The sequence below is a fragment of the Salinicola sp. RZ23 genome, from assembly GCF_003206675.1.
GTDB classification, from domain to species: domain Bacteria; phylum Pseudomonadota; class Gammaproteobacteria; order Pseudomonadales; family Halomonadaceae; genus Salinicola; species Salinicola endophyticus.
Genome location: NZ_PZJK01000005.1, coordinates 51,036 through 73,712, shown reverse-complemented (window position 1 = coordinate 73,712; position 22,677 = coordinate 51,036). Strand labels below are relative to the sequence as shown.

General features: G+C 64.7%; 20 protein-coding genes and 2 tRNA genes. 12 read left to right on the top strand and 10 right to left on the bottom strand.

All coding sequences use genetic code 11. The features are described 5' to 3' along the window. Positions 1-127 precede the first annotated feature (127 nt). Positions 128-1,417, top strand: a complete 1,290-nt coding sequence (gene gltA, locus DOM67_RS04165) for a citrate synthase (RefSeq protein ID WP_110674416.1) — start codon at positions 128-130, stop codon at positions 1,415-1,417. 374 nt (positions 1,418-1,791) lie between these two features. Here gltA and DOM67_RS04160 read toward each other — a convergent pair. From DOM67_RS04160 to gltX, 3 genes are all read right to left on the bottom strand, one after another. Next, positions 1,792-1,867, bottom strand: a tRNA-Glu gene (locus tag DOM67_RS04160). Between the two features lie 31 nt (positions 1,868-1,898). Continuing rightward, positions 1,899-1,974, bottom strand: a tRNA-Ala gene (locus DOM67_RS04155). An 87-nt stretch (positions 1,975-2,061) separates the two neighbouring features. Beyond that, positions 2,062-3,540 (bottom strand): glutamate--tRNA ligase, encoded by a 1,479-nt coding sequence (gene gltX / locus DOM67_RS04150; protein WP_110674415.1) that lies wholly within the window; start codon positions 3,538-3,540, stop codon positions 2,062-2,064. Between the two features lie 400 nt (positions 3,541-3,940). On the opposite strand from gltX, the gene DOM67_RS04145 reads away from it, so the two are divergent. Both DOM67_RS04145 and DOM67_RS04140 read left to right on the top strand, forming a co-directional pair. Further along, positions 3,941-4,558: a helix-turn-helix domain-containing protein gene (locus tag DOM67_RS04145; RefSeq protein ID WP_110674414.1), complete on the top strand. Its 618-nt coding sequence runs from the start codon at positions 3,941-3,943 to the stop codon at positions 4,556-4,558. 507 nt (positions 4,559-5,065) lie between these two features. Then, positions 5,066-5,257 (top strand): hypothetical protein, encoded by a 192-nt coding sequence (locus tag DOM67_RS04140; RefSeq protein WP_110674413.1) that lies wholly within the window; start codon positions 5,066-5,068, stop codon positions 5,255-5,257. 59 nt (positions 5,258-5,316) lie between these two features. Here the strand turns inward: DOM67_RS04140 and DOM67_RS04135 are convergent, their stop codons facing one another. Next, on the bottom strand, positions 5,317-6,513 hold the full coding sequence (locus DOM67_RS04135) for an MFS transporter (protein ID WP_110674412.1): 1,197 nt from the start codon (positions 6,511-6,513) through the stop codon (positions 5,317-5,319). 399 nt (positions 6,514-6,912) lie between these two features. Between DOM67_RS04135 and DOM67_RS04130 the strand changes: the two genes are divergently transcribed. The 5 genes from DOM67_RS04130 to DOM67_RS04110 all read left to right on the top strand — a co-directional run bounded on the left by DOM67_RS04130 (position 6,913) and on the right by DOM67_RS04110 (position 14,056). Continuing rightward, a complete protein-coding gene (locus DOM67_RS04130; protein WP_110674411.1) occupies positions 6,913-7,284 on the top strand; it encodes a hypothetical protein in 372 nt (123 codons plus the stop codon). A gap of 14 nt (positions 7,285-7,298) precedes the next feature. Continuing rightward, positions 7,299-8,063 carry an AraC family transcriptional regulator gene (locus tag DOM67_RS04125; protein ID WP_110674410.1) on the top strand — a complete coding sequence of 255 codons (765 nt, stop codon included), beginning with the start codon at positions 7,299-7,301 and terminating at the stop codon, positions 8,061-8,063. Between the two features lie 200 nt (positions 8,064-8,263). Then, the gene (putA, locus tag DOM67_RS04120) at positions 8,264-11,455 is read left to right on the top strand and encodes a bifunctional proline dehydrogenase/L-glutamate gamma-semialdehyde dehydrogenase PutA (protein ID WP_110674409.1); all 3,192 of its coding nucleotides are present in this window, start codon (positions 8,264-8,266) and stop codon (positions 11,453-11,455) included. A 242-nt stretch (positions 11,456-11,697) separates the two neighbouring features. Further along, positions 11,698-13,188, top strand: a complete 1,491-nt coding sequence (gene putP, locus DOM67_RS04115) for a sodium/proline symporter PutP (protein ID WP_110674408.1) — start codon at positions 11,698-11,700, stop codon at positions 13,186-13,188. Positions 13,189-13,504: 316 nt separating this feature from the next. Then, the gene (locus DOM67_RS04110; protein ID WP_110674407.1) at positions 13,505-14,056 is read left to right on the top strand and encodes an OmpW family outer membrane protein; all 552 of its coding nucleotides are present in this window, start codon (positions 13,505-13,507) and stop codon (positions 14,054-14,056) included. Between the two features lie 130 nt (positions 14,057-14,186). Here the strand turns inward: DOM67_RS04110 and DOM67_RS04105 are convergent, their stop codons facing one another. Beyond that, a complete protein-coding gene (locus DOM67_RS04105) occupies positions 14,187-14,513 on the bottom strand; it encodes a YqcC family protein (protein WP_110674406.1) in 327 nt (108 codons plus the stop codon). A 298-nt stretch (positions 14,514-14,811) separates the two neighbouring features. Between DOM67_RS04105 and DOM67_RS04100 the strand changes: the two genes are divergently transcribed. From DOM67_RS04100 to DOM67_RS04085, 4 genes are all read left to right on the top strand, one after another. Next, positions 14,812-15,822: a DUF3549 family protein gene (locus DOM67_RS04100; protein WP_110674405.1), complete on the top strand. Its 1,011-nt coding sequence runs from the start codon at positions 14,812-14,814 to the stop codon at positions 15,820-15,822. A 4-nt stretch (positions 15,823-15,826) separates the two neighbouring features. After that, positions 15,827-16,264: a RimK/LysX family protein gene (locus DOM67_RS04095; RefSeq protein ID WP_110674404.1), complete on the top strand. Its 438-nt coding sequence runs from the start codon at positions 15,827-15,829 to the stop codon at positions 16,262-16,264. Between the two features lie 33 nt (positions 16,265-16,297). Further along, a complete protein-coding gene (gene rimK / locus DOM67_RS04090) occupies positions 16,298-17,206 on the top strand; it encodes a 30S ribosomal protein S6--L-glutamate ligase (RefSeq protein ID WP_110674403.1) in 909 nt (302 codons plus the stop codon). A gap of 109 nt (positions 17,207-17,315) precedes the next feature. After that, a complete protein-coding gene (locus DOM67_RS04085; protein ID WP_035470638.1) occupies positions 17,316-17,756 on the top strand; it encodes a hypothetical protein in 441 nt (146 codons plus the stop codon). Between the two features lie 126 nt (positions 17,757-17,882). On the opposite strand, the gene DOM67_RS04080 is transcribed toward DOM67_RS04085, so the two are convergent. The 5 genes from DOM67_RS04080 to sufC form a co-directional block, all read right to left on the bottom strand. Continuing rightward, on the bottom strand, positions 17,883-18,539 hold the full coding sequence (locus DOM67_RS04080; protein ID WP_110674402.1) for an ElyC/SanA/YdcF family protein: 657 nt from the start codon (positions 18,537-18,539) through the stop codon (positions 17,883-17,885). A 224-nt stretch (positions 18,540-18,763) separates the two neighbouring features. Beyond that, a complete protein-coding gene (sufT, locus tag DOM67_RS04075; RefSeq protein WP_110674401.1) occupies positions 18,764-19,333 on the bottom strand; it encodes a putative Fe-S cluster assembly protein SufT in 570 nt (189 codons plus the stop codon). Beyond that, positions 19,333-20,574, bottom strand: coding sequence for a cysteine desulfurase (locus tag DOM67_RS04070; protein WP_110674400.1), 1,242 nt, complete (start codon positions 20,572-20,574; stop codon positions 19,333-19,335). Before DOM67_RS04070 ends, sufT begins: the two co-directional genes overlap by 1 nt. After that, on the bottom strand, positions 20,574-21,911 hold the full coding sequence (gene sufD, locus DOM67_RS04065; protein ID WP_110674399.1) for a Fe-S cluster assembly protein SufD: 1,338 nt from the start codon (positions 21,909-21,911) through the stop codon (positions 20,574-20,576). The genes DOM67_RS04070 and sufD overlap by 1 nt, the downstream gene beginning before the upstream one ends. Next, positions 21,908-22,660, bottom strand: coding sequence for a Fe-S cluster assembly ATPase SufC (sufC, locus tag DOM67_RS04060; protein WP_110674398.1), 753 nt, complete (start codon positions 22,658-22,660; stop codon positions 21,908-21,910). The genes sufD and sufC overlap by 4 nt, the downstream gene beginning before the upstream one ends. Positions 22,661-22,677: the final 17 nt, after the last annotated feature.

Here is a 22,677-nt window from a genome sequence, read left to right as displayed (position 1 = left end):
TTATAGAAGCCGTTGTCAAACCCGCTGGGGCGAATTGACAAACCCTTGCGGAAACCTATAGTGGGCGGACTCTTTTTGCCCGCATAGCAGGAAAGACAAAGGGTTATGTCACGATAGGGAGGCCTACATGGCTGACAGAAAAGCGAAACTTTCCGTCGATGGTGTCGACAAGACGATTGAATTCCCGGTCTATTCCGGCACCCTCGGACCTGACGTCGTCGATGTGCGCAGCCTGACCGGCGAAGGACTGTTCACCTACGACCCGGGCTTCGTCGCCACCGCCGCCTGCGAGTCGGGCATCACCTACATCGATGGCGCCGCCGGGGTACTGCTTCACCGTGGCTACCCCATCGAACAGCTGGCCGACAACTCCAATTACGTGGAGCTCAGCTACCTGCTGATGTTCGGCGAACTTCCCACCGCCGAGCAGTACCGCGACTTCGCCGGTACGGTCGGCCGTCACACCATGGTTCACGAGCAGATCGTCAACTTCTACAAGGGCTTCCGTCGCGATGCCCATCCGATGGCGATCCTGTGTGGCGTGGTCGGCGGGCTGGCCGCCTTCTATCACGACAACCTCGACATCACCGACGCCGAGCAGCGCCATGTCAGCGCCATCCGTCTGATCGCCAAGATGCCGACGCTGGCCGCCATGTGCCACAAGTACAATATCGGCCAGCCGTTCATGTATCCGCGCAACGATCTCAGCTACGCGGAAAACTTCCTCCACATGATGTTCGGCAACCCGTGCGAGAGCTACGAGGTCAATCCGATCATGGCCAAGGCGATGGACCGGATCTTCATGCTCCACGCCGACCACGAGCAGAACGCCTCGACCTCGACGGTACGCCTGACCGGCTCCACCGGCGCCAATCCCTTTGCCTGCATCAGCGCCGGTATCGCCGCACTCTGGGGTCCGGCCCACGGCGGCGCCAACGAAGCGGTACTGGCGATGCTAGACGAGATCGGCGACGACTCCGAAGAGAATATCCAGCGCTTCATCGACAAGGCCAAGGACAAGAACGATCCGTTCAAGCTGATGGGCTTCGGCCACCGGGTCTATCGCAACTTCGACCCGCGCGCCAAGGTGATGAAGGAGACCTGCGACGAGGTACTCAGAGAACTGGGCATCGCCGACGACCCGCAGCTCAAGATCGCCAAGCGCCTCGAACAGATCGCTCTGGAAGACGAGTACTTCATCGAGCGCAAGCTCTACCCCAACGTCGATTTCTACTCCGGCATCATCCTCAAGGCGATCGGCATCCCGACCAACATGTTCACCGTGATCTTCGCGATGGCGCGTACCGTCGGCTGGATCTCCCACTGGAACGAAATGATCAGCAACGGCTACCGCATCGGTCGCCCGCGCCAGCTCTACACCGGCCACACCAAGCGCGACTACCCCAGCTCGCACTGACCCCGGGCGCCAGGGCCCGCCGGCCCTACCCCACCGCCGCCGATCTTATCGGCGGTTTTTTTTGGCCGCGATAGATGTCCACACATTCTGTGGATAACCCTGTTCAAAACCTACAGATAATGTCACCCAGGCCCCCTGACAGGCGCCCTGAAGACAGATCGTTCAAATTTTGACCAATTGCAAGATACTGATTTAAAAGAAAAAAGCAGGATATATACGCATTTCAGCAGCTTGCCCGCAGGTACCAGCGAGGCAGCAGGACGCAGTGGACAATCGGCGCTGTTGTCAAGCGTTTCAGGTCGAACGACGAGGAGTTATCAACAGCCAGCCACGCAGGTTGACCGCAGAGGGATTACAGGAGGGAAAAGCAGAAGTGGCGTCCCATAGGGGGTTCGAACCCCTGTTACCGCCGTGAAAGGGCGGTGTCCTGGACCACTAGACGAATGGGACGCAAAAAGTGCGACGTCGGTCGCGAATTCCTTGGTGGAGCCTAGCGGGATCGAACCGCTGACCTCGACACTGCCAGTGTCGCGCTCTCCCAGCTGAGCTAAGGCCCCGTCTCAGGAACGGGGCGAACTATACGGGTATCTAACTGATCCGTCAACACTTTATTTAAGCGTCGACGGATCCGCCCCCGACCCGCCTCAGAGCTCGCAGTAACGCTTCTCAAGCCGCTTGGCCTGCTTCTTGGAGACGCCGCCGAGCACCTCGATGGCGTGACGCAGACGTGCCCGCGTCATGTCGGAGCCGATGATCGCCATCGCATCGAGCACCGAGGTGGAGTGGGCGCTGCCGGTAACGGCGATGAACACCGGGGCCAGGAACGCCTTCATCTTCAGCGACAGCGCAGCCGAGAGCGACTGACACACCTCGAGCAACTCGGCCTTCTCCCAGCGGCCGACCGCCTCGAGACGCCAGGTCAGAAACTGCAGCAGCTCGACCAGCGACTCCCGCTCCAGGGCCACGCCATCGAAACTCTCGGCGCTGATCGACGGCAGCCCCGAGAAAAAGTGCCCGGCGAGCGGAATGGCGTCGGACAGGGTCGAGATTCGCGGACGGATCTGCGGCAGGATCTGGCCCACGTACTCCTCGTTGAACGCCCAGTTGCGCAGCGCCTCAAGCAGCCCGGCATCGTCCAGGTCCTCACGGATATAGACCCCGTTGAGCCAGGTCAGCTTGTCGAGATCGAATACTGGCCCTCCCAGCGACACGCGCTGGATATCGAAGCTGGCCATCATCTCGTCGAGCGAGAACTTCTCGCGCTCGTCCGGCATCGACCAGCCCATGCGGCCCAGATAGTTGGTCAACGCCTGGGGCAGATAGCCCATGCGCCGGTAGTAATTGATCGAGGTCGGATTCTTGCGCTTGGACAGCTTGGACTTGTCGGGGTTGCGCAGCAGCGGCATGTGGCACAGCACCGGCATCTCCCAACCGAAATAGGCGTAGAGCAGCTGGTGCTTGGGCGCTGAGTTGATCCACTCCTCTCCGCGCAACACATGGGTGATCCCCATGAGATGGTCATCGACCACGTTGGCCAGATGGTAGGTGGGCATGCCGTCGGACTTGAGCAGAATCTGGGCGTCGACCTGGGCCCAGTCGACCTCGATCCGACCCCGCAGCATGTCGTCGACCTCGCAGGTCCCGCTGTCCGGCACGTGCATGCGAATCACGTAGGGATAGCCCTCCGCTTCACGGCGTGCACGCTCGTCCTCGTCCAGGGCCAGATCGCCGGACTTGAGCGCCAGATGTTGCCCCGCCTCACGCCGCGCTTCGCGCAACGCGTCCAGCTCCTCGCTGGTGCGGTAGCACTTGAAGGCGTGGCCGGCATCCAGCAGTTGCTGGGCGTGCTCGGCGTAGATCTCGCCGCGCTCGCTCTGGCGATAGGGGCCATGCGGGCCACCCACGTCCGGGCCCTCATCCCAGCTCAGTCCCATCCAGCTCAGCGAGTCGAGAATCATCTGTTCCGACTCCAGCGTGGAGCGCTGGCGATCGGTATCCTCGATTCGAAGAATGAACTGCCCGCCATGCTGGCGCGCGAAGCAGAGATTGAAGAGCGCAATATAGGCCGTCCCGACATGCGGGTCACCGGTCGGAGAAGGCGCGATACGCGTGCGTACAGTCATGAATCCAATCCGTTGATAAAAGAGCAGGCCAGGGCCTGTAAAGATTCCCCACGCGGTGCGCGCGGGGCCTCCCGACGGCCCCTAGTATACGCGCCCTCACCGGCCCCCTGCAGGCCCAACTGCACCCAGTGTCGCGGGGAAACTTCGACACGAATTGTTCAAGCGACGCAAAAGGCACTAAGATTCATTATCGTGCATAGTGATTGCCCTGCCCCGAGCGTCTCGTCCAACGCTCGGCCATGGTGATCCAAGACTTTCCGGCAACCACTCGACAGCTGGAAAGTGGCTTACATGCCGACACGTTACGATAAATGTCGAGAACGTCGTTCCAATTAACCCGAAACAAACTTCGGTGACGAGTGGATATGCTAACGCATCATTATGCAGGCGAGATGGACGGATGGACGGGCTAGGACCAAGAATCAAACAACTTCGACTCCAGGCCGGGCTGAGCAAAGCCGCGTTGGCGCGTCGCGTCGGCGTTTCCGACGTCACGATCTCCTACTGGGAGTCCGGCACCATCAAGCAGATCGGCCATGCGCGCCTGGTCGCCCTCACCTCCGCGCTCGACTGCTCGATTCGTCAGCTGCTCGACGATGACTCCCTCAACGCCCTGGCGGTGGATGTTCCGGCCAAGCCGCAAGGATTGCTGGCGCTGCGTTCGCGGGTGTGCGCCCCTTGGGAGGCCGCCGCCGGCAGCGATGAGCTCGATGCCGAGCTGTCGACGGCACAGCTACTGACGCGCGACTGCTTCCTGGTCACCCCCGCCGAGGGCGAGACCTTCGACTTTCTCTATGAAGGAGACCTGGCGGCGGTGCACCCAAGCGAGCGCTTTCAGCAGGACGGGCTCTATCTGATCGAGCGGGAGGGACGCCTGCAGGTGCAGTATCTGGAGCGCCTCACCTCCGGACGCATCCGTGTCAGTGGCGAGCAGCTCCAGAGCGTCAGCGTGGAGAACATGCGCACGCCGCCGTTCCGCGTGGTGGGTTACGTGCGCGCCCGCTGGAGTCGTCAGTGATCCCTTCGCGTCGGCTGCCGTTGGACCCGGCCTGGAAAGGAGTCGTGCGGCGCCGGCCCCTGCGGCGCTAGAAGCCGGCTCACTGTAAAACGTTCAGAACATGCGCAGGGCGAGTGGAGCGAGTCACGGGCTCATGGATACCGCCTGAACCGGCACGCCAGCCCGCTCGCGCCGTCGCCGACTTTTGCCTTATCGACGCGCCCCGATCCTGTCTTCGCCCGTCGATTTTTCAGACATAGCCTAAAACTCGAGTTCTTTCAGACCCGGGCTTTTTTCAAATCCAGTACGTTGGAACATCGCCTGGGCCATTCAGCGCCTCGCTCGCAGCACGAAGGCATAGCCCTATTGCCTCATCCGCTGCGAGATGCCATCCCGGCGCGTCACCGCACATATCCCACCTGCCCGTCCTGCAATCACCGGGACAATTAAGACCAAAGTCGCAATGCGATGCGCTTTCCCGGTAGACTGCCGACGGCACTCTGGACAATCCCGACGAGGAGACGAACGATGGACATGTTCACCCTGAAGCAGACGCACGACCACTGGATCGCCTGCTGCCGAGCCTGCGGCCACGAACAGGCGCTGCCGGAAACCAGCGCTGCCCAGATGCCCGTCGAGGGCGTTGCCATCCAGTGCGAACGCTGCCCCAGCCAGGAGCCCTGCGTCTATCCCAACGAGACCGCCGCGCCGGTCAACTGACATCTGACCGCAAGGCCTGCTGGCCATGACACCCCGCGTCAGTCCGGGGTGTCTGCCGCTCAGGCCTCGCCCGCGGCGGGACTCGGCTCCTGCCAGCGCGCCAGCGCATAGATCAGCAGCCCCCCCAGCGCCATGATCGCACCGACGATGCCGGTAGAGGTCCAGCCGTAGCCCGCAGTGATCGCCATGCCACCGAGCCAGGGACCGAGCGCGTTGGCCACGTTGAAGGCGGCATGATTGGAGGCCGCAGCCAGGGTCTGCGCATCCTTGGCCACGTCCATCAGGCGGATCTGCAGTGGCGGCGAAAGCGCCACCATGCCGCCGACCGCCAAGACCGACAGCCACACCGTCCATACCGAATGGGCCGCCAGCGGGAACAGCAGCAGGATGATCGCGCTGAACCCCAGGATCCAGCCCACCGAGCGGAACTGCAGGCGATCGAACAGCCAGCCGCCAGCCATGTTGCCAAGAATCGCCCCCACACCGAACGCGGCCAGAATCACCGGCACCCAGTGCTCGTCCAGGCCGGTGACCTGGATCAGCGTCGGCGCCAGATAGCTGAACACACAGAACATGCCGGCGAAGCCGATCGCGCCGATACCCAGTGTCAGCCAGACCTGGCGGCGGCGCAGTGCGGTCAGCTCGCGCAGCGGGCTGTTGCGCACCTCCTCGCGATTGAACGGCAGGTAGATGAAGACCAGCACCACCGTGACCAGGCCGATCGCCCCCACCAGACCGAAGGCGTAGCGCCAACTCAGCAGCTGCCCCAGCCAGGTCGCCAGCGGATTACCGATCAGCATGGCGGTGGTGATACCGAGCATCACCCGGCTGACTGCCTTGGCGCGCTTGTGCGGCGGCACCATCGACGCCGCCACCAGCGCGGCGACCCCGAAGTAGGCTCCGTGGGGCAGACCCGAGATGAAGCGGAACAGCATCAGCGAGGCGTAGCCGGGAGCCAGGGCGCTGGCGAAATTGCCGATGGCGAAGAACGCCATCAGCAGCAGCAGCAGGTGGCGCCGATAGAGGTAGGCACCGAAGACCGCGATCAGTGGCGCGCCCACCACCACACCCAGCGCGTAGGCGCTGATCAGGTGGCCGACCTGGGTCTCGCCGACGCCGAGCGCCTGGGAGACGTTCGGCATCAGCCCCATGATGGCGAATTCGCCGGTCCCGATCGCAAAACCACCGACGGCCAGCGCCAGCTCGATGAGTATCGCGACGCGGGCGTCGGGACGGACGTCCGTGGCTGCGTTCATAGCGCCCTCTTTATACTTTCGTCTAATGACAGAGATCGCGCCATTATTCCTGCTCCCGGAGACCTTGGGAACCGCTGATGTACGTCAATTTCCTACAAAAGCGCTGTCTGCGGTAGCGCAGAAAGTCTGGAACACACTCCCTGGGAACTTTTCACGCAACGCGGACTCACAATAGACATGAGATTCCTGCGATGGGGTCTCTAGCTTACTGTTAGCGATCGTTGGTCGCCGCGCTCACTGCGCGGCGACTTTTTTTGTGCCCGCAACACCGCCATATGCCTACCCCCCCCCTGCGAGCCGATAGCGTCGACAGCGCGCCGCTGGGGCTGGCGCCAGCGAACGTGGTAGACTGGCGCTCTGGTCGCAGGTCTTGGTCATTCCGCCGCCGGGAGCGTCCTCGTGCAACTCTTCTTTATCGTCTTCGCCGTCTGTCTGCTGGTGAGCCTGGGTACCGTGGCTGCGCTGATGCTCTCGCGCACGCCGCGCTATCGTACCGACGCCGAGGATCTGATCGCGCTGTTCGACGCCGTGCTCGACAACCGTGCCAATCAGGCGCGCTGGGACAGCGTCATCGGCTACCCCATCCGCCATGACGCCTATCTGGAGAGCCTGCGCCGCCGCTGCCAGCACCTGATGGAAGCCCACGGACGTCCGTGGCAGGTGGCTCAGGGCGGTTCGCTATTCTCGCGTCAGGGACGTGAAGAGCTGATCTCGCTGCGCGCCCATCTCGCCGCCCATCAGGCCCTGAACCAGGGCGAGTACTCGGCGTGAACCGACACAGCCGCATGACCGACATCATCCGCCTGAAGCCGCTGGACAACGCCATCCAGCATCACCACCACGACTACCATCAGATCGTGATCGGGCTCTCCGGCTACGCCGAGTTCGAGGTCGGCGGTCACGGTGGTGTGGTGGCCCCGCTATCGGGCTGCCTGGTACCGGCCAACGTCGAGCACTACTACGAGGGCATCGGCGATAACCGTCAGTTGATCATCGATCTGCCCGACGACGCCGCCTCGCTCACCGGCAGCCAGCGTGAGCTGCGCCGGCTGTTCGACCGCCCCGGCTACTTCAGCCTCGACGAATCGCTGCAGCACTTCATCCAGTTCCTGCTCCACGAGATGGCGAGCCCGCAGCACGCCCCGGGCGATCTACTGATCACCACCCTGCTGAGTTCCCTCGATGCGCGTCGCGACCCGGCCGAGACAGTCTCTTCGCGCCCGGCGCGCACGCTCGACCTCGCGCGGCTGGAGCGTTTCGTTCACGCCCATCTCGACCGCCGCATCAGCGTCGCCGACCTGGCCCGGGTCGCCTGCCTCAGCGAGGCCCACTTCAGCGAGCGCTTCCGCCAGCAGACCGGCCTCTCGCCCTATCAGTTCGTCATGCGCCAACGCCTGGAAGCAGCGCGACACCTGATCACCAGTTCGGATACGCCACTGTCGGAGATCGCCGAGCGTACCGGCTTTGCCAGTCAGAGCGGTCTGAGCCACGCCTTCCGCCGCCACTTCGGCTACCCGCCGGTCACGCTGCGACGTCAGACTTTGGTCTAACAGCGACGACATCGGCGCGGCCGACAGTCTTCACCAGGGTTCGCCACCCCGGATTTTTGACAAATCTCTCCGTGGAATTGGCAAGTCGCCGTGCTCTGTTTCACGCTAGAGTCATCCACCATCCTTCCCTCCGAGCCGGAGACGGGCGCCTGGTGACAGACGATCGCACGTCCCGCCGATGTCCATTCAGGGGTTGAACAATGTTAAAAGCCGATCAGATGCTGAAGCCCGAAACGTGGCAGACCTCGCTCGACGAGCTGTTCGCGCGGATCAGCGAACACTATATCGTCGACGAGGATAGCTACGTCGCGGAGCTGGTCACGCTGCTGGGCGCCGACGAGGCCGAGTGCAAGCGTACCGGCGACAAGACCGCCGAGCTGGTCCACGACGTGCGCGAGATGGACACGGCGGTCGACTCGATCGACGAACTGCTGCAGCAGTACAGCCTCGACACCCAGGAGGGCGTACTGCTGATGTGTCTGGCCGAGGCCCTGCTGCGCGTGCCCGACAAGGCCACTGCCGATGCCTTGATCGAGGACAAGCTGGGGGTGGCGGACTGGAAGCGCTACGTCGGCCAGAGCGAGTCATGGTTCGTCAACGCCTCCACCTGGGGGCTATTGATGACCGGCAACGTGATCCAGCTCGACAAGCCCCGCGACGGCAAGCCGGCCAACTTCATCAATCGCATGGTCAACCGCATGGGCGAGCCGGTGATCCGCAGCGCCATGTATCAGGCGATGAAGATCATGGGCCAGCAGTTCGTGCTGGGGCGCACCATCGATGAAGCCCTGAAGCGCTCCAAACCGCTGTTCAACAAGGGCTACACCTACTCCTACGATATGCTCGGCGAGGCCGCGCGCACGCGTGACGACGCCCGGCGCTACTTCGACGACTACGCCGCGGCGATCCGCCAGGTCGGCGAGACCAGCCGCCGCCTGGACACCAAGACGCCGGCGCCCTCGGTCTCGATCAAGCTCTCGGCACTGCATCCGCGCTATGAGTTCGGTCGCCGCACCCAGGTGCTCGAGGAGTTGGTCGGTACGGTCAAGCAACTGGTCGAGATGGCCCGCGAGCGGCAGGTGGCACTGACCATCGATGCCGAAGAGGTCGACCGTCTGGAGCTCTCGCTCGAGGTCTTCCGCGCAGTCTTCGAAAGCGACGCGTGTCGCGGCTGGGGCCATTTCGGCCTGGTCGTGCAGGCCTACTCCAAGCGCTGCCTCACGGTGCTCCACTACGTCAATCAGCTGGCCGACCAGCAGGGTGACGAAATCCCGCTGCGACTGGTCAAGGGCGCCTACTGGGATACCGAGATCAAGGAGTCCCAGAAGCTCGGCGTGGCCGGCTATCCGGTCTACACGCGCAAGGCGTGCACCGACGTGGCCTACCTCGCCTGCGCCAAGTTCCTGCTCTCCGAGAATACCCGCGGGCGGATCTTCCCGCAGTTCGCGACCCATAACGCCCATACCATCACGCACATCCTGGAGCTGGCCAACGACGTCGAGCGTGCGTTCGAGTTCCAGCGCCTCCATGGCATGGGCGAGGCACTCTACGAGGCGGCGCTCAAGCGTGCGCCCCAGGGTACCTATTGCCGTATCTACGCCCCGGTCGGCGCGCACAAGGACCTGCTCCCCTATCTGGTCCGCCGACTGCTGGAGAACGGCGCCAACTCCTCGTTCGTGCACCAGCTGGTCGACCCGCGCGTGCCGGTGGAGTCGCTCTGCGTCCATCCGGTCGCCACCCTGGCGCACTATGACACCTACGCCAATCCGCGCATCGCGCTGCCCCAAGACATCTATGGCCCGGCCCGCAAGAACTCCAAAGGCGTCAACTTGAACATCAACAGTGAATACCAGCCGCTGATCGCGCGTATGAACGATTTCATGGATCGCGACTACCACGCCAAACCGCTGCTCGGGATCGAGGTCAACGATGACGACGCCCAGCGCCAGCGCGTCACCAGCCCCTATGACCGCCGCCAGGTGGTGGGCAGCGTGCAGTGGGCGACCCGTGCCCAGGCCGAACAGGCAGTGGAGATCGCCTGGCAGGCCTTCCCGCGCTGGAGCGAGACCCCGGTCGAGGAGCGTGCGGCGATCCTCGAGCGTCACGCCGACCTGATGGAGACGCATCTGGCGGAGCTGATGACACTGTGCTCACGGGAAGGCGGCAAACTGCTCACCGACGGCGTCGACGAGATTCGCGAAGCGGTCGACTTCTGCCGCTACTACGCCGCCCGCGCCCGCGAGCTGTTCGCCGAACCCACCAGCCTGCCGGGGCCGACCGGCGAGTCCAACGAGCTGATGCTCGGCGGCAAGGGCGTGTTCGCGGCGATCAGCCCGTGGAACTTCCCGGTGGCGATCTTCACCGGTCAGCTGGTGGCGGCTGCGGTCGCCGGCAACACCGTGGTGGCCAAGCCGGCGGAGCAGACCTCGCTGGTCGCCAACCGCGTGATCGAGCTGCTGTTCGAAGCCGGCATGCCGCGCGACGTGGTCCAGTTGCTGCCGGGGGACGGCCCCACCGTGGGCAGCGTGCTGAGCAGCGATCCGCGGATTACTGGCGTGGTCTTCACCGGCTCCACCGCCACCGCGCAGATCATCAACCGTGCTCTGGCGGCGCGCGAGAATGCGCCCCTGCCCACGCTGATCGCCGAGACCGGCGGCATGAACGCGATGATCGTCGACTCCACCGCGCTCCCCGAGCAGGTGGTGGCGGACGTCGTCCACTCCGCCTTCCAGAGCGCCGGTCAGCGCTGCTCGGCGCTGCGCGTGCTCTATCTGCAGGATGACATCGCCGATCGCGTGATCGAGATCCTGCGCGGGGCGATGGCGGAGCTGCGTATCGGCGACCCGCGCGACCTGGGCACCGATGTCGGCCCGGTGATCGACGAAGAGGCCCGCGAGGGGCTGCTCGCCCACGTCGAGAAGATGAAAGCCGAGGGTCGACTGCTGGCCGAGGCCCAGCTCGATCCGGCACACAACGACAACGGCACCTTCGTCGCGCCGATGGCGTTTCGGATCGACGGTATCGCTTCGATGGAGAGCGAGCAGTTCGGCCCGCTCCTGCACATCGCCCGCTACCGCGCCGACAAGCTCGATGAGGTCATCGACGCCATCAACGCCAAGGGCTTCGGTCTCACCTTCGGCGTCCACAGCCGCAACGAGAGCTTCACCGACTACGTCGCCAGCCGCATTCGCGTCGGTAACGTCTACGTCAACCGCGACATCATCGGCGCGGTGGTCGGCGTGCAGCCGTTCGGCGGCCAGGGCTTCTCCGGCACCGGCCCCAAAGCCGGCGGCCCGCACTACCTGCTGCGTTTCGCCACCGAAAAGACACGCACCATCAATACCGCGGCCCTGGGCGGCAACGCCTCGCTGCTGGCCATGGGCGACGACTGAACTCGGCGCCCCGGGTGACCACCCGAGAAGGAGATCGCTCATGATCGACCGCACTCGACAACAACAGCAACCGATATACTCCCCCCGCGACGGTCGCGGGCGGGAGACATGCTCACCCGAGGTCATCGCTGCGTGCATGCTGACGCAGCGACGGCCCGAGTGACGATCGCTGACGAGCCGGAGCCCTGCTCCGGCCCGCAACGCCCCTCCCAACTAATAACTAAGTAACAGGAGACGCTTCTATGGCTATCGGTGTCTGGATCAGCCTGTGTGCCTACTTCGTGCTCATGATCGCCATTGGCCTCTACGCCATGCGCACGTCCACCGCCACTTCCGAAGACTACATGCTCGGGGGGCGTACTCTGAGTCCGCAGGTCGCCGCCCTCTCGGCCGGCGCCTCCGACATGAGCGGCTGGCTGCTGCTGGGCCTGCCCGGGGCGATGTTCGTCTCCGGCCTCGCCTCGGCGTGGATCGGTATCGGCCTGTTCGTCGGGGCCTTCTTCAACTGGTTGCTGGTGGCACCCAGGCTGCGCGAGCAGACCGTGCACTACGGCAACGCCATCACCATTCCGGCGTTTTTGGCCAACCGCTTCCCGACCCGCGCGCTGTCGCTGCGTACGGTCTCGGCCATCGTCATCGTGGTGTTCTTCTCGGTCTACACCGCCTCGGGCCTGGTGGCCGGCGGCAAGCTGTTCGAGAGCGCCTTCTCCGGCGTCATCGACATCGGCGGGCTGAGCGACTACGCCACCGGGGTGATCCTCACCCTCGGGGTGGTGCTGGTTTATACCGTGGTCGGTGGTTTCCTGGCGGTGAGCATGACCGACTTCGTGCAGGGCTGCATCATGATGCTGGCGTTGGTGATCATGCCCGCCGTGGTGCTCTACGGCGACGGCGGCGGTGGTTTCAGCCAGGCCCAGCAGACGCTCAACCAGGTCGATCCCTCGCTGCTCTCCTGGACCGACGGGCTGACCATCGTCGGCTGGCTCTCTGCGGTCACCTGGGGCCTGGGCTACTTCGGCCAGCCCCACATCATCGTGCGCTTCATGGCGATCCGCTCGGTCAAGGATGTACCCACGGCACGTAACATCGGCATGAGCTGGATGCTCATCTCGCTGATCGGTGCGATCTCGGTGGGCATCTTCGGCCGCGCCTATGCGATCCGCAACGGCCTCGACGTGCAGGACCCGGAGACGATCTTCATCATCCTCTCCAACCTGCTGTTCCATCCGTTGATCACCGGCTTCCTCTATGCGGCGCTGCTGGCGGCCATCATGAGCACCATCTCCAGTCAGCTGCTGGTGGCCTCTTCGTCGCTCACCGAGGACTTCTATCGCCTGTTCCTGCGCAAGGAAGCGAGCGAGAAGGAGACCGTTGCCATCGGCCGGCTGAGCGTGGTCGCGGTGGGCGTGGTGGCAGCGATCATCGCCTCCAACCCCGACTCCCAGGTACTGGGTCTGGTCAGCAACGCCTGGGCCGGGTTCGGCGCCGCCTTCGGCCCGCTGATCCTGCTGTCGCTGATGTGGTCGCGGACCAACGGCGCCGGCGCCATCGCCGGCATGGTGGTAGGCGCGCTGACGGTGATCGTGTGGATCGCGCTGGGCTTCAGCAGCTCGTTCCTGGGTGGCCCCGGCGTCTACGAGATCATCCCCGGCTTCATCGCCTCCTTCCTCGCCATCGTGCTGGTGAGCCGCATGACCAGCGACGCCGGCGAGTATCGCCAGATCACGCGCTGAGCGTGCTCGACCGTCAAGATCAAGGGCCCCTGCGGGGGCCCTTTTTCATGCCCGCACCTGCCCCCTGGCCTCGACAGGAAGCGCTCGGTGGCGAAGCGCATCCGGCACTGGCATGCCTGGCCTGCAGCGACTAAGTTTAACTCGCGGCTGCAGGCACCGAGGCGTGCGGGCAGCACCGTTCCAATTCGCTAGAAAACACTGTTTCAAAATTTTACTGGACTTAAAGAACAGCGTTTCCTATCATCCTCATCGTTGTCTCATTGAATGTGAAGGCCGGTAATACGGCTGCATGATGTAAAGAAAGGAGTCCTTGATCATGACCAAGACCAAACTGTTCTCTGCCATGGTTGTTGCCGGCGCTTGCGCATTCGGAACCCAGGCTGCATTCGCCTACGGCGCCGGTGATTTCTTCGCCCGTGCCGGCGTTGCCAAGACCGACGTCGACACCGGCTATGCCGATCGCGACACCGGCGCCTACCTGGGTCTCGGCTACATGTTCCAAGACAAGCTGGGCGTAGAGCTGAGCTCGATGACTGAAACCAAGGTCCACGCCGAAGGCGGCACCTTCAAGCAGGTTCCGGTCAACCTGATGGCTCAGTACTACCCGCTGGGCGGCATGGATTCCCGCGTGCAGCCGTACGCCGGCGTCGGCGTCAACTACACCACGTTCTCCAGCGAGAGCGGCGTGGGTAGCGTCGATGACTCCTGGGGTGCCACGGGTCAACTGGGTGTCGACCTCAACGTGACTCAGAACTTCGGCTTCAACGCCTTCGCACAGTACACCGACGTCAAAGCCGACATCAGCGGCGGCCGCGACATCGACCTCGACCCGGTCACCGTGGGTGCCGGCGCGATGCTGCGCTTCTAAGCGTCACCAGAACGAAAAAAACCGGGCCCCTGGCCCGGTTTTTTTATGCCCACTCGTTTTTCATACACGCTTGTGGTCATACCCACTGGGTGGGCCCTGCTCACAGGCAGCGCGGCGATGCCTGCCGCCCTCACCCCTCGGTGACGAGCCGATCCACCGTCGCCAGCGCGTCCACCACCGCCGTCTTGTGCGGCCCCGAAACATCCTTCAGCCACACCTCCAGTGCCGGGGCTACCTCGCACTTGGCGGGCAGCGGCGCGCGCGCATCGACCAGCGCCTGGAGTCGCGCCACGAATACATAGCGCAGCCACTGGGGCAGCGTCATGCTATCGACGCAAAATGGCTGCTGGCTGTCGAAGGCCTCCGCCGGCGGTGCTGACACCTCCCACAGCTCGGCCTCATCCAGCGCCGTTTCCAGCTGGCGCAACGCCTGCGCCAGCGCATCATGTGAAGTCATTCACGCTCCTTGCTTGCCGGGGTCCGGAGCCGGTCGCCGCCAGCGCCCGGCGCCGCTGCGATAGCGGATTCGCCGTGCACCCTGGCAGCACCGCACCGGTATCGTTGCGCGCCTATTGTGACCCAATCGGGTTGCTCACAGATACCCTGAAAGAGACTGTGGATAAACTCTGAACAGATCGCCCTTGGCGGCTCGCCACGAGATATCGCGAGGCATGCTCAATTTTTGGCCAGCCTCTGTTCACTCCCGGGCAGGCGCGTTACAGTGCGCGCCTCTCTTCACTGGCTAGCGACGATCGATGCAGACGCTGAGCGACTTTTTCGCCCAGAGCGGCGCCGAGGTGGCGCTCGCGAGCCTGGGACGGCGCGTGGCGCCGCTGACCCGCGACACCTTCGAGGCGTTCGAACGCGAGCGCCAGGCCTGGCCACTGCCGTGGAATGCACAGGCGCAGTTCGCCTGCGCCCTGCGCTGGCCGGCGGCGGGTGCCGATCCGGTGGTGTGGTTCCTGGCCCTGCCGCTGGACGAGCAGGGTATGCTCAGCCCGGCATCCCGGGACGCTTTTCTTGAGCGCCTGCTACTGACCCTGGGCGCCAGCGGCGAAGCGCCGGACACGGCGACGCCGGACAACCTGATGCAGGACAATCCGGTGGCGCTGGAACCCGAGCTGCATCAGCGCGCCCTGCTCCACGCCCGGCTGTCGCGCCACTTCGCGCGGCCGCCCTCGCCCCAGCGCGCGCTGGCCGCGCGCTATCTGGCTGGCGATGCCGAGGTGCACTGGCAGCTGCTCGGGCTGCAGGGGTTGGCAGACTGGGTCGTCGCCCCCGACCCTGCAACCTGCGAGGCGCTCGCAGCGCGGCTTGACCAGCTGCCGCGGGAGGTCCTGATCCCGCTGTGCTACCTGATGGAACACGGCGATCTGCCGGCCTCCCTGCACGCGCCGCTGATCGCATGCCTGGAGCACGCCCATGAGGCTCAGGATCTGGAGCGCTACTGCGCCCTGCTGCGCGCCCTGCTGGGTAGTCCCGAAGCCTCGGTGAGCGCCTGGCTGGGGCAGTGGCTCGAACGTGACGAACTGATGGCGGCCGACTGTCTGGTCGCAGTGGCAGCACGCGGCTGGCACCATCTGGAAGATGAAGGGCGGCTGACGCGATTCCTCGATCGCCTGGCGGCGAGCGAGCAGCTTCACTTTCGTCGTGTCGTACGCGATTTGGCATTGATCCCGCGCCTGAGACTGCCAATATTGATGATGTTGCGCCAGGCGCCGCGGGAGTCTGCCCTCGGCCGGCGCGTTGCAGAGTGGAACGTCTGAGCCCATGAAAGCACTGCCCTATCAGGCCAAGGCGGTGATCGGACGACGCGAGATGGTCGCGCTACCCGATCTCGACCTGACCCTTTGCTGTAAGGCGGATACCGGCGCCCGTACCTCGGCGCTGCACGCCGAGGTAATCGAACCATTCGAGGAGCACGGCCACCCCTGGGTGCGCTTCGTCACCCGAACCAGCGGCCACGCCACCCCGGCACACGAGTGCCTGCAGCCGCTGCACGACCGACGCAAGGTCAGAAGCTCCAACGGTCAGGAGGAGTGGCGCTACGTGATTCGTACCCGGCTGGTGCTGGGCAACCTGGATTTCCCCATCGAACTCACCCTGACCGACCGCAGCGATATGCGCCATCCCATGCTGCTGGGACGCCGCGCGATGCGGCGACTGCTGGTCGCCCCCGGTGCCGCTTTTCTGCACGGCGAGCCCTGACTCGCCGGATCGTTCACTCTGGAGCCCTCGCTCATGCACATCGGCATCCTGTCACGCAATCGCAATCTCTATTCGACGCGCCGCCTGATCGAGGCCGCCGAGACGCGGGGCCACACGGTCAGGGTCGTCGATACCCTGCGCTGCTACATGAACATCGCCTCGCACCGCCCCTCGATCCACTACAAGGGGCAGGAGCTGGAAGCATTCGACGCCATCGTGCCGAGGATCGGCGCCTCGGTGACGTTCTACGGCTGTGCGGTGCTGCGTCAGTTCGAGATGATGAGTACTTACGTGCTCAACGACTCGGTGGCGATCACCCGCTCGCGGGACAAGCTGCGCTCGCTGCAGCTGCTGTCGCGCAAGGGGCTGGGCCTGCCGGTGACCGGGTTCGCCCACTCGCCGGACGACATTCCCGACCTGATCACCATGGTCAAGGGCGCGCCGCTGGTGATCAAGCTGCTGGAGGGCACCCAGGGCATCGGCGTGGTGCTGGCCGAAACCAACCAGGCCGCGGAGTCGGTGATCCAGGCCTTCATGGGCATGAAGGCCAATATCATGGTGCAGGAGTACATCAAGGAGGCCAAGGGCGCCGATATCCGTTGCTTCGTGATCGGCGACAAGGTGATCGCGGCGATGAAGCGCCAGGCCGCCGAAGGTGAATTCCGCTCCAATCTGCATCGTGGCGGCACCGCCAGCGTCATCCGCATCACCCCCGAGGAGCGCTCCACGGCGATCCGCGCGGCCAAGGCGATGGGGCTGCGCGTGGCGGGGGTCGACCTGCTGCGCTCCAACCATGGGCCGGTGATCATGGAGGTCAACTCCTCGCCCGGGCTCCAGGGGATCGAGAGCGCCACCGGCAAGGATATCGCCGGGCAGATCATCGAGCATCTGGAGAAGAACGCCGCGACCCCGCGCAAGGCGCCGCCCAAACCCAATGGCTGATCCGTCAATCTCAACAAATAGCCGGAAAACCTAAAAATTTATCTCTTCAGGGGTAGAAAAACAGTGTTTCCGGCCGCACAATTTGTGTCACCTCAGGAGGTGACCGCACATGTTTCTCGACAATCGCCAGGTGGCGATGGACAGCGTCCTGGAGGCGCTGGCCGACAGTCTCGACTATTTTCAGGACAATCTCGATCGCCTGCGCCCGGCGCTGCGCAATGCCCTGAAACCGCATTACGAGGAACGTGGCGCGGCGATGCGCGAGCTGCAGGATCTGGTTCGCGAACACCTCGCCATGCTGCCCCGCGACGCCGACGTCGAGCGCGACGACTATCTGTGGCTATGGAGCCGCATCAAGAGCTTCGTCGGCAACGACAGCGCGGTGCTGCTGGGTGAGCTGCTGGAGCAGGAGCGCGTGCTGATGCAAGCGCTGGGCAACGCCTTCACCCATCCCCTGCCGGATCCGTTGGAGCCGGCCCTGGAGCGCTGCTGGAAGAATTGCCGTGCGCTGATCCGCGAGATCACCAAGCTGCAGCAGCGTCAGCGCTGACCCATGAGCCGCCGCCAGCGGCGGCTCGACCGCCTGCCTTCAACGCCCACACTCGACTGACGCCTTCCTGGCGGCACAGGCCTATCTGCTGACCCCAAGCCGCTCTGGCCAGAGGATGGCACCGGCTCACGGCGATAGCTGGATCGGCTCCAGCGGGCCGAGAAAATAGGGCTCGCGCCCCCACAGGTAGAGATCACCGAAGGTCGCCGCCCGCGCCAGCCACTCGCGCAGCCTGAGTCGCCACTCGCCGGCGATCCCTCCGTCGGGCACCGCACAGCCGGTGGCATCGAGCCCCAGCGCATCGGCGATGAACAGCGCCCGCGGCAGATGCCACGCCTGCGAGATCAGCATCAGGCGCTTGGCGCCGAACACCTCCTTGGCCCTGACCACGCTGTCGAAAGTGCTGAACCCGGCGTAGTCGAGAGTCATGTGGGCATCCTCGACGTTGCGATGGCGCAGCGAGCGCCACATGCTCACCGGTTCGTTGTAGTAGCGAGTACGGTTGTCGCCGGAGAGCAGCAGATGCTGCACGCGATTGAGACGCAGCAGCTCCGCGGCGGTCTCCATGCGTGCCCGATAGTAGGGGTTGGGGCCACCGGCGCGCAGCCACTGGGCGGTGCCGAAGACCAGGCCCACCGGCTGCGGCCGGCACAGCAGCACGTCGTGTTCGATCCGCGACTGGGTCTGGTGCAATACCCACAGATTGATCGCGACGACGCCGAGGACGAGCAGCACGAGCCCGACCAGCAGCGCCTTGAGCAGCCCCTTCAGTAACCGCAGCATAGCGCGCCGCGGTGAGGCAGACAGCGAGGCAACCACCAGCGGTTGCCTCGATGGGGAGAGAGACAGCGTCGGCAATAGCGGGGTAAGCGGCGGGAGTCGGTGTCGATCTGCATCTTGCGTTCGTTTTGCGGTCGTTGCCTTGTCGGAAAGCCGGCACGTCTTCGCGACGCAGCGCCGAACCTCGCACGCTCAGGGTCTACTCGTGGCGCCTGCGCCAAGCCGGCTCAGAACATGCCCAGTTCCAGGCGCGCCTCTTCACTCATCATCTCACGGCTCCACGGGGGATCGAAAACGATTTCCACGTGCACCTTGGAGAACTGCGGCGCACCCAGGATCTTGCGCCGTGCATCCTCGGCGATCACGTCGCCCATGCCGCAGCCCGGGGCGGTCAGCGTCATGCGAATGGTCACCATGCGTTCGCCGCTGAGCAGGCGCTCGATACGGCAGCCGTAGACCAGCCCCAGCTCGACGATATTGACCGGAATCTCGGGATCGAAGCAGGTGCGCAACTGCTCCCACACGAAGGCCTCCATCTCCTCCTCGGAGGCCGCCGGGTCGAGCGTCGGCCGCGGTGTCGGCGTCAGCCCCAGGGCGTCGAGATCCTGGCCCTCGATCAGGTAGAGCCGCCCCTCGTAGGAGACGCTCACCGAACTCCCCTTGGCCTGCATCACCGCCACCACGCTGTCCTCGGGCAGCGTGATGGTCTTGCCGAAGGGAATCGATATGACCTCGACGTCCCGCTGCAGGGGCATCTCCTGCCCCCTGTAGAGTCCGTGCTTCGCGTCCATCGCCATCAGCGCAGCATCCCCAGCACCCGTTGCAACGCCTCGACGAAGGCGTCGACCTCCTCCGGCGTGTTGTAGACCGCCAGCGAGGCGCGGCAGGTCGCCTCGACCCCGAAGTGCTGAAGCAGCGGCTGCGCGCAGTGGTGACCGGTACGGATCGCCACCCCCAGCTGATCGATCAGCAGCCCGATGTCCTGCGCATGCGCACCGTCGACCACGAACGAGATCACGCTCGCCTTGTCCGGCGCGGTGCCGATGATCCGCAGTCCATCGATGCCCTCGAGCTTCTGGGTGGCGTGTGCCAGCAGCCACTGTTCCCACGCCGCCAGACGCTCGATACCCACGCCGTCGATCCAGTCGAGCGCCGCGCCCAGAGCGATCGCCTCGGGTACCGCCGGCGTACCCGCCTCGAAACGATGGGGGATGGCAGCGAACTCGGTGCCACGGTCGAAGGAGACACGCGAGATCATCTCGCCGCCGCCCTGCCACGGCGGCATCGCCTCCAGCAGTGACGCCCGGGCGTAGAGCGCGCCGATGCCCATGGGGCCGTAGACCTTGTGCCCGGAGAAGGCATAGAAGTCGACATCCAGCGCCTGCACGTCGACCCGCTGGTGCGGCAGCGCCTGGGCGCCGTCGACCAGGATCAGGGCACCGTGGGCGTGGGCATCCCGCGCCATCTCGGCCACCGGGTTGACCGTGCCCAAGGCGTTGGAGACATGGTTGACGCAGACCAGCCGGGTGCGCTCGCCGAGCAGATCACGGTAGGCGGCGAGGTCGAGCACCCCGCGCTCGTCCACCGGAATCACCCGCACCACGATGCCCAACGCCTGTGCCAGCAGCTGCCACGGCACGATGTTGGAGTGGTGCTCCATCAGCGACACCAGCACCTCGTCACCCGGCTGGAGGTTGGCCCGCCCCCAGCTGTTGGCGACCAGATTGATCGCTTCGGTGGTACCGCGGGTGAACACGATCTCGCGCGGCTCGAAGGCATTGAGGTGGGTCTGGATCCGCGTCCGCGCGCCTTCGTAGGCAGCGGTGGCCTCATCGGCCAGGGTATGCAGGCCACGGTGGATGTTGGCGTTGTAGCGGCGATAGTAGTCGCTCAGGCTCTCGATCACCGCCGTGGGCGTCTGGCTGGTCGCCGCGTTATCGAGATAGATCAGCGGCTTGCCGTGCACTTCCCGCTCCAGGATCGGAAAGTCTCGGCGCACCGCGGCCAGGTCCAGGGTCAAATCGGTGATCGCGGTCATCAAGCCTCCTGTACCGCCTCGGCGGTCTCGACCAGATCGGCCAGATTGAAGCGTTCCGGCAGGCGCCCCGCCACCGCGCGCTCGACGCGCTCGGCGATCTCGTTCAGCTTGACCTGCTCCATCACCTCGCCGGCGAAGGCCAGCGTCAGCAGACCACGCGCCATCGCCACGTCGATGCCGCGGGTACGCAGCGCATACACCGCTTCCTCGTCGAGCTGACCGGTGGTCGCACCGTGGGAGCACTTGACGTCGTCGGCGTAGATCACCAGCTCCGGCTTGGTATCGATCTCGGCACGATCCGACAGCAGCAGGTTGGCGTTGTTCTGGTACGCCTCGATCTGCTGGGCGTCCTTCTTGACGTAGACCTTGCCGTTGAACACGCCGTGGGAGCGATCGTCGAGGATGCCCTTGTAGCTCTCGTTGGAGAAGGTCCGCGGCGCGTTGTGGTTGACCAGAGTATGGTTGTCGACGTGCTGGCGCCCCTGCAGGAAGAACAGCCCGTAGTAGGCCGCCTCGGCACCCTCGGCGTTGAGATCGGTGACCAGATCGGTACGCACCAGGCTACCGCCCAGATTGAGGTTGAACGAGTTGAAGCGGCTGTCGCGGCTCTGATCGACATGGATGCTGGCCACGTGCAGGTCGCCGAGCGCGGCCTCCTGCAGCTTGTAGTGGTTGACGATGGCACCACGCTCGAGCAGCGCCTCGGTCACCACGTTGGTGAAGTTGGCCGCCCCGGATTCACCGGCATAGTGCTCGATCACCGTCGCCTCGCTGCGCGCGCCGGCCTCGATCAGCACCCGCGGATGACTCATCACCGCTTGCTCGTTGGCGCGCGAGATCAGCACCACATAGATCGGCTTGTCGACCACCGTACCCGGCGCCAGGCGCACCACCGCACCTTCATCGGCAAAGGCGGTATTGAGCGCCGTGAAGGCGGAGAAGTCGACGCCGGCCAGGCGTCCCAGGCTGCCACCCACTTGCTCGTGGTTGGCCTCCAGCGCCTGCGACAGCGGCGTCACGCTGACGCCGGCGGGCAGCGCGTCGAGCGACGACAGCTCGGCGTTGAAGCGGCCGTCGACCAGCACCAGGCGGTGGGCGTCGAGTTCGAGGGCGCAGGCGGCCAGTCGCTCGGCCGAGAACTCGGCGTCCGCGGCCAAGGCGAAGTCACCCTCGGCGATGGCGCGTACGTCGGTATACTTCCACGCCTCGTCGCGCCGAGTCGGGAAACCGACCGCCGCGAAGCGCGCCGCGCCGGCCTGGCGCCGTGCCGCCACCCAGCTCGGATCGTTCTCGCGACGCGCGTTCAGACGCTCGAGAAAGCGTTCCGGTGCACTCATGCGACGGACTCCTCCAGTACCCAGTCGTAACCGCGCGCTTCGAGTTCGAGCGCCAGGCTCTTGTCACCGCTCTTGACGATACGGCCGTCGACCAGCACGTGAACCCGATCCGGCTCGATATGGTTGAGCAGACGCTGGTAGTGGGTCACCAGCAGGATCGCGCGATCGGCGCTGCGCAGCGAGTTGACGCCGTTGGCGACCACCTTCATGGCGTCGATGTCGAGACCCGAGTCGATCTCGTCGAGCATCGCCAGCTTGGGCTGCAGCACCAGCATCTGCAGGATCTCGTTGCGCTTCTTCTCACCGCCGGAGAAGCCTTCGTTGACCGCGCGCTGCAGAAAGCTGGGGTCCATCTGCATCTCGGCGCTCTTCTCGCGCACCAGCTTCATGAACTCCGGCGCCGGGATCTCACCCTCGCCACGCGCTTCACGCGCGGCGTTGAGCGCGGCCTTGAGCAGATAGATGTTCTTCACCCCGGGAATCTCGATCGGGTACTGGAAGCCCAGCAGCAGGCCGGCACGGGCGCGCTCCTCGATCTCCATATCGAGCACGTCCTGGCCTTCGAACAGGATGCTGCCCTGGGTGACTTCGTAGCCATCCTTGCCGGCGATGACCGCGGACAGGGTGGACTTGCCGGCGCCGTTGGGGCCCATGATGGCGTGAACTTCGCCGGGCTGTACCGTCAGGTCGAGACCCTTGAGGATGGCCTTGCCTTCGACCGTGACGTGAAGATCCTTGACTTCGAGCATGAAAAAACCCTTGAAAC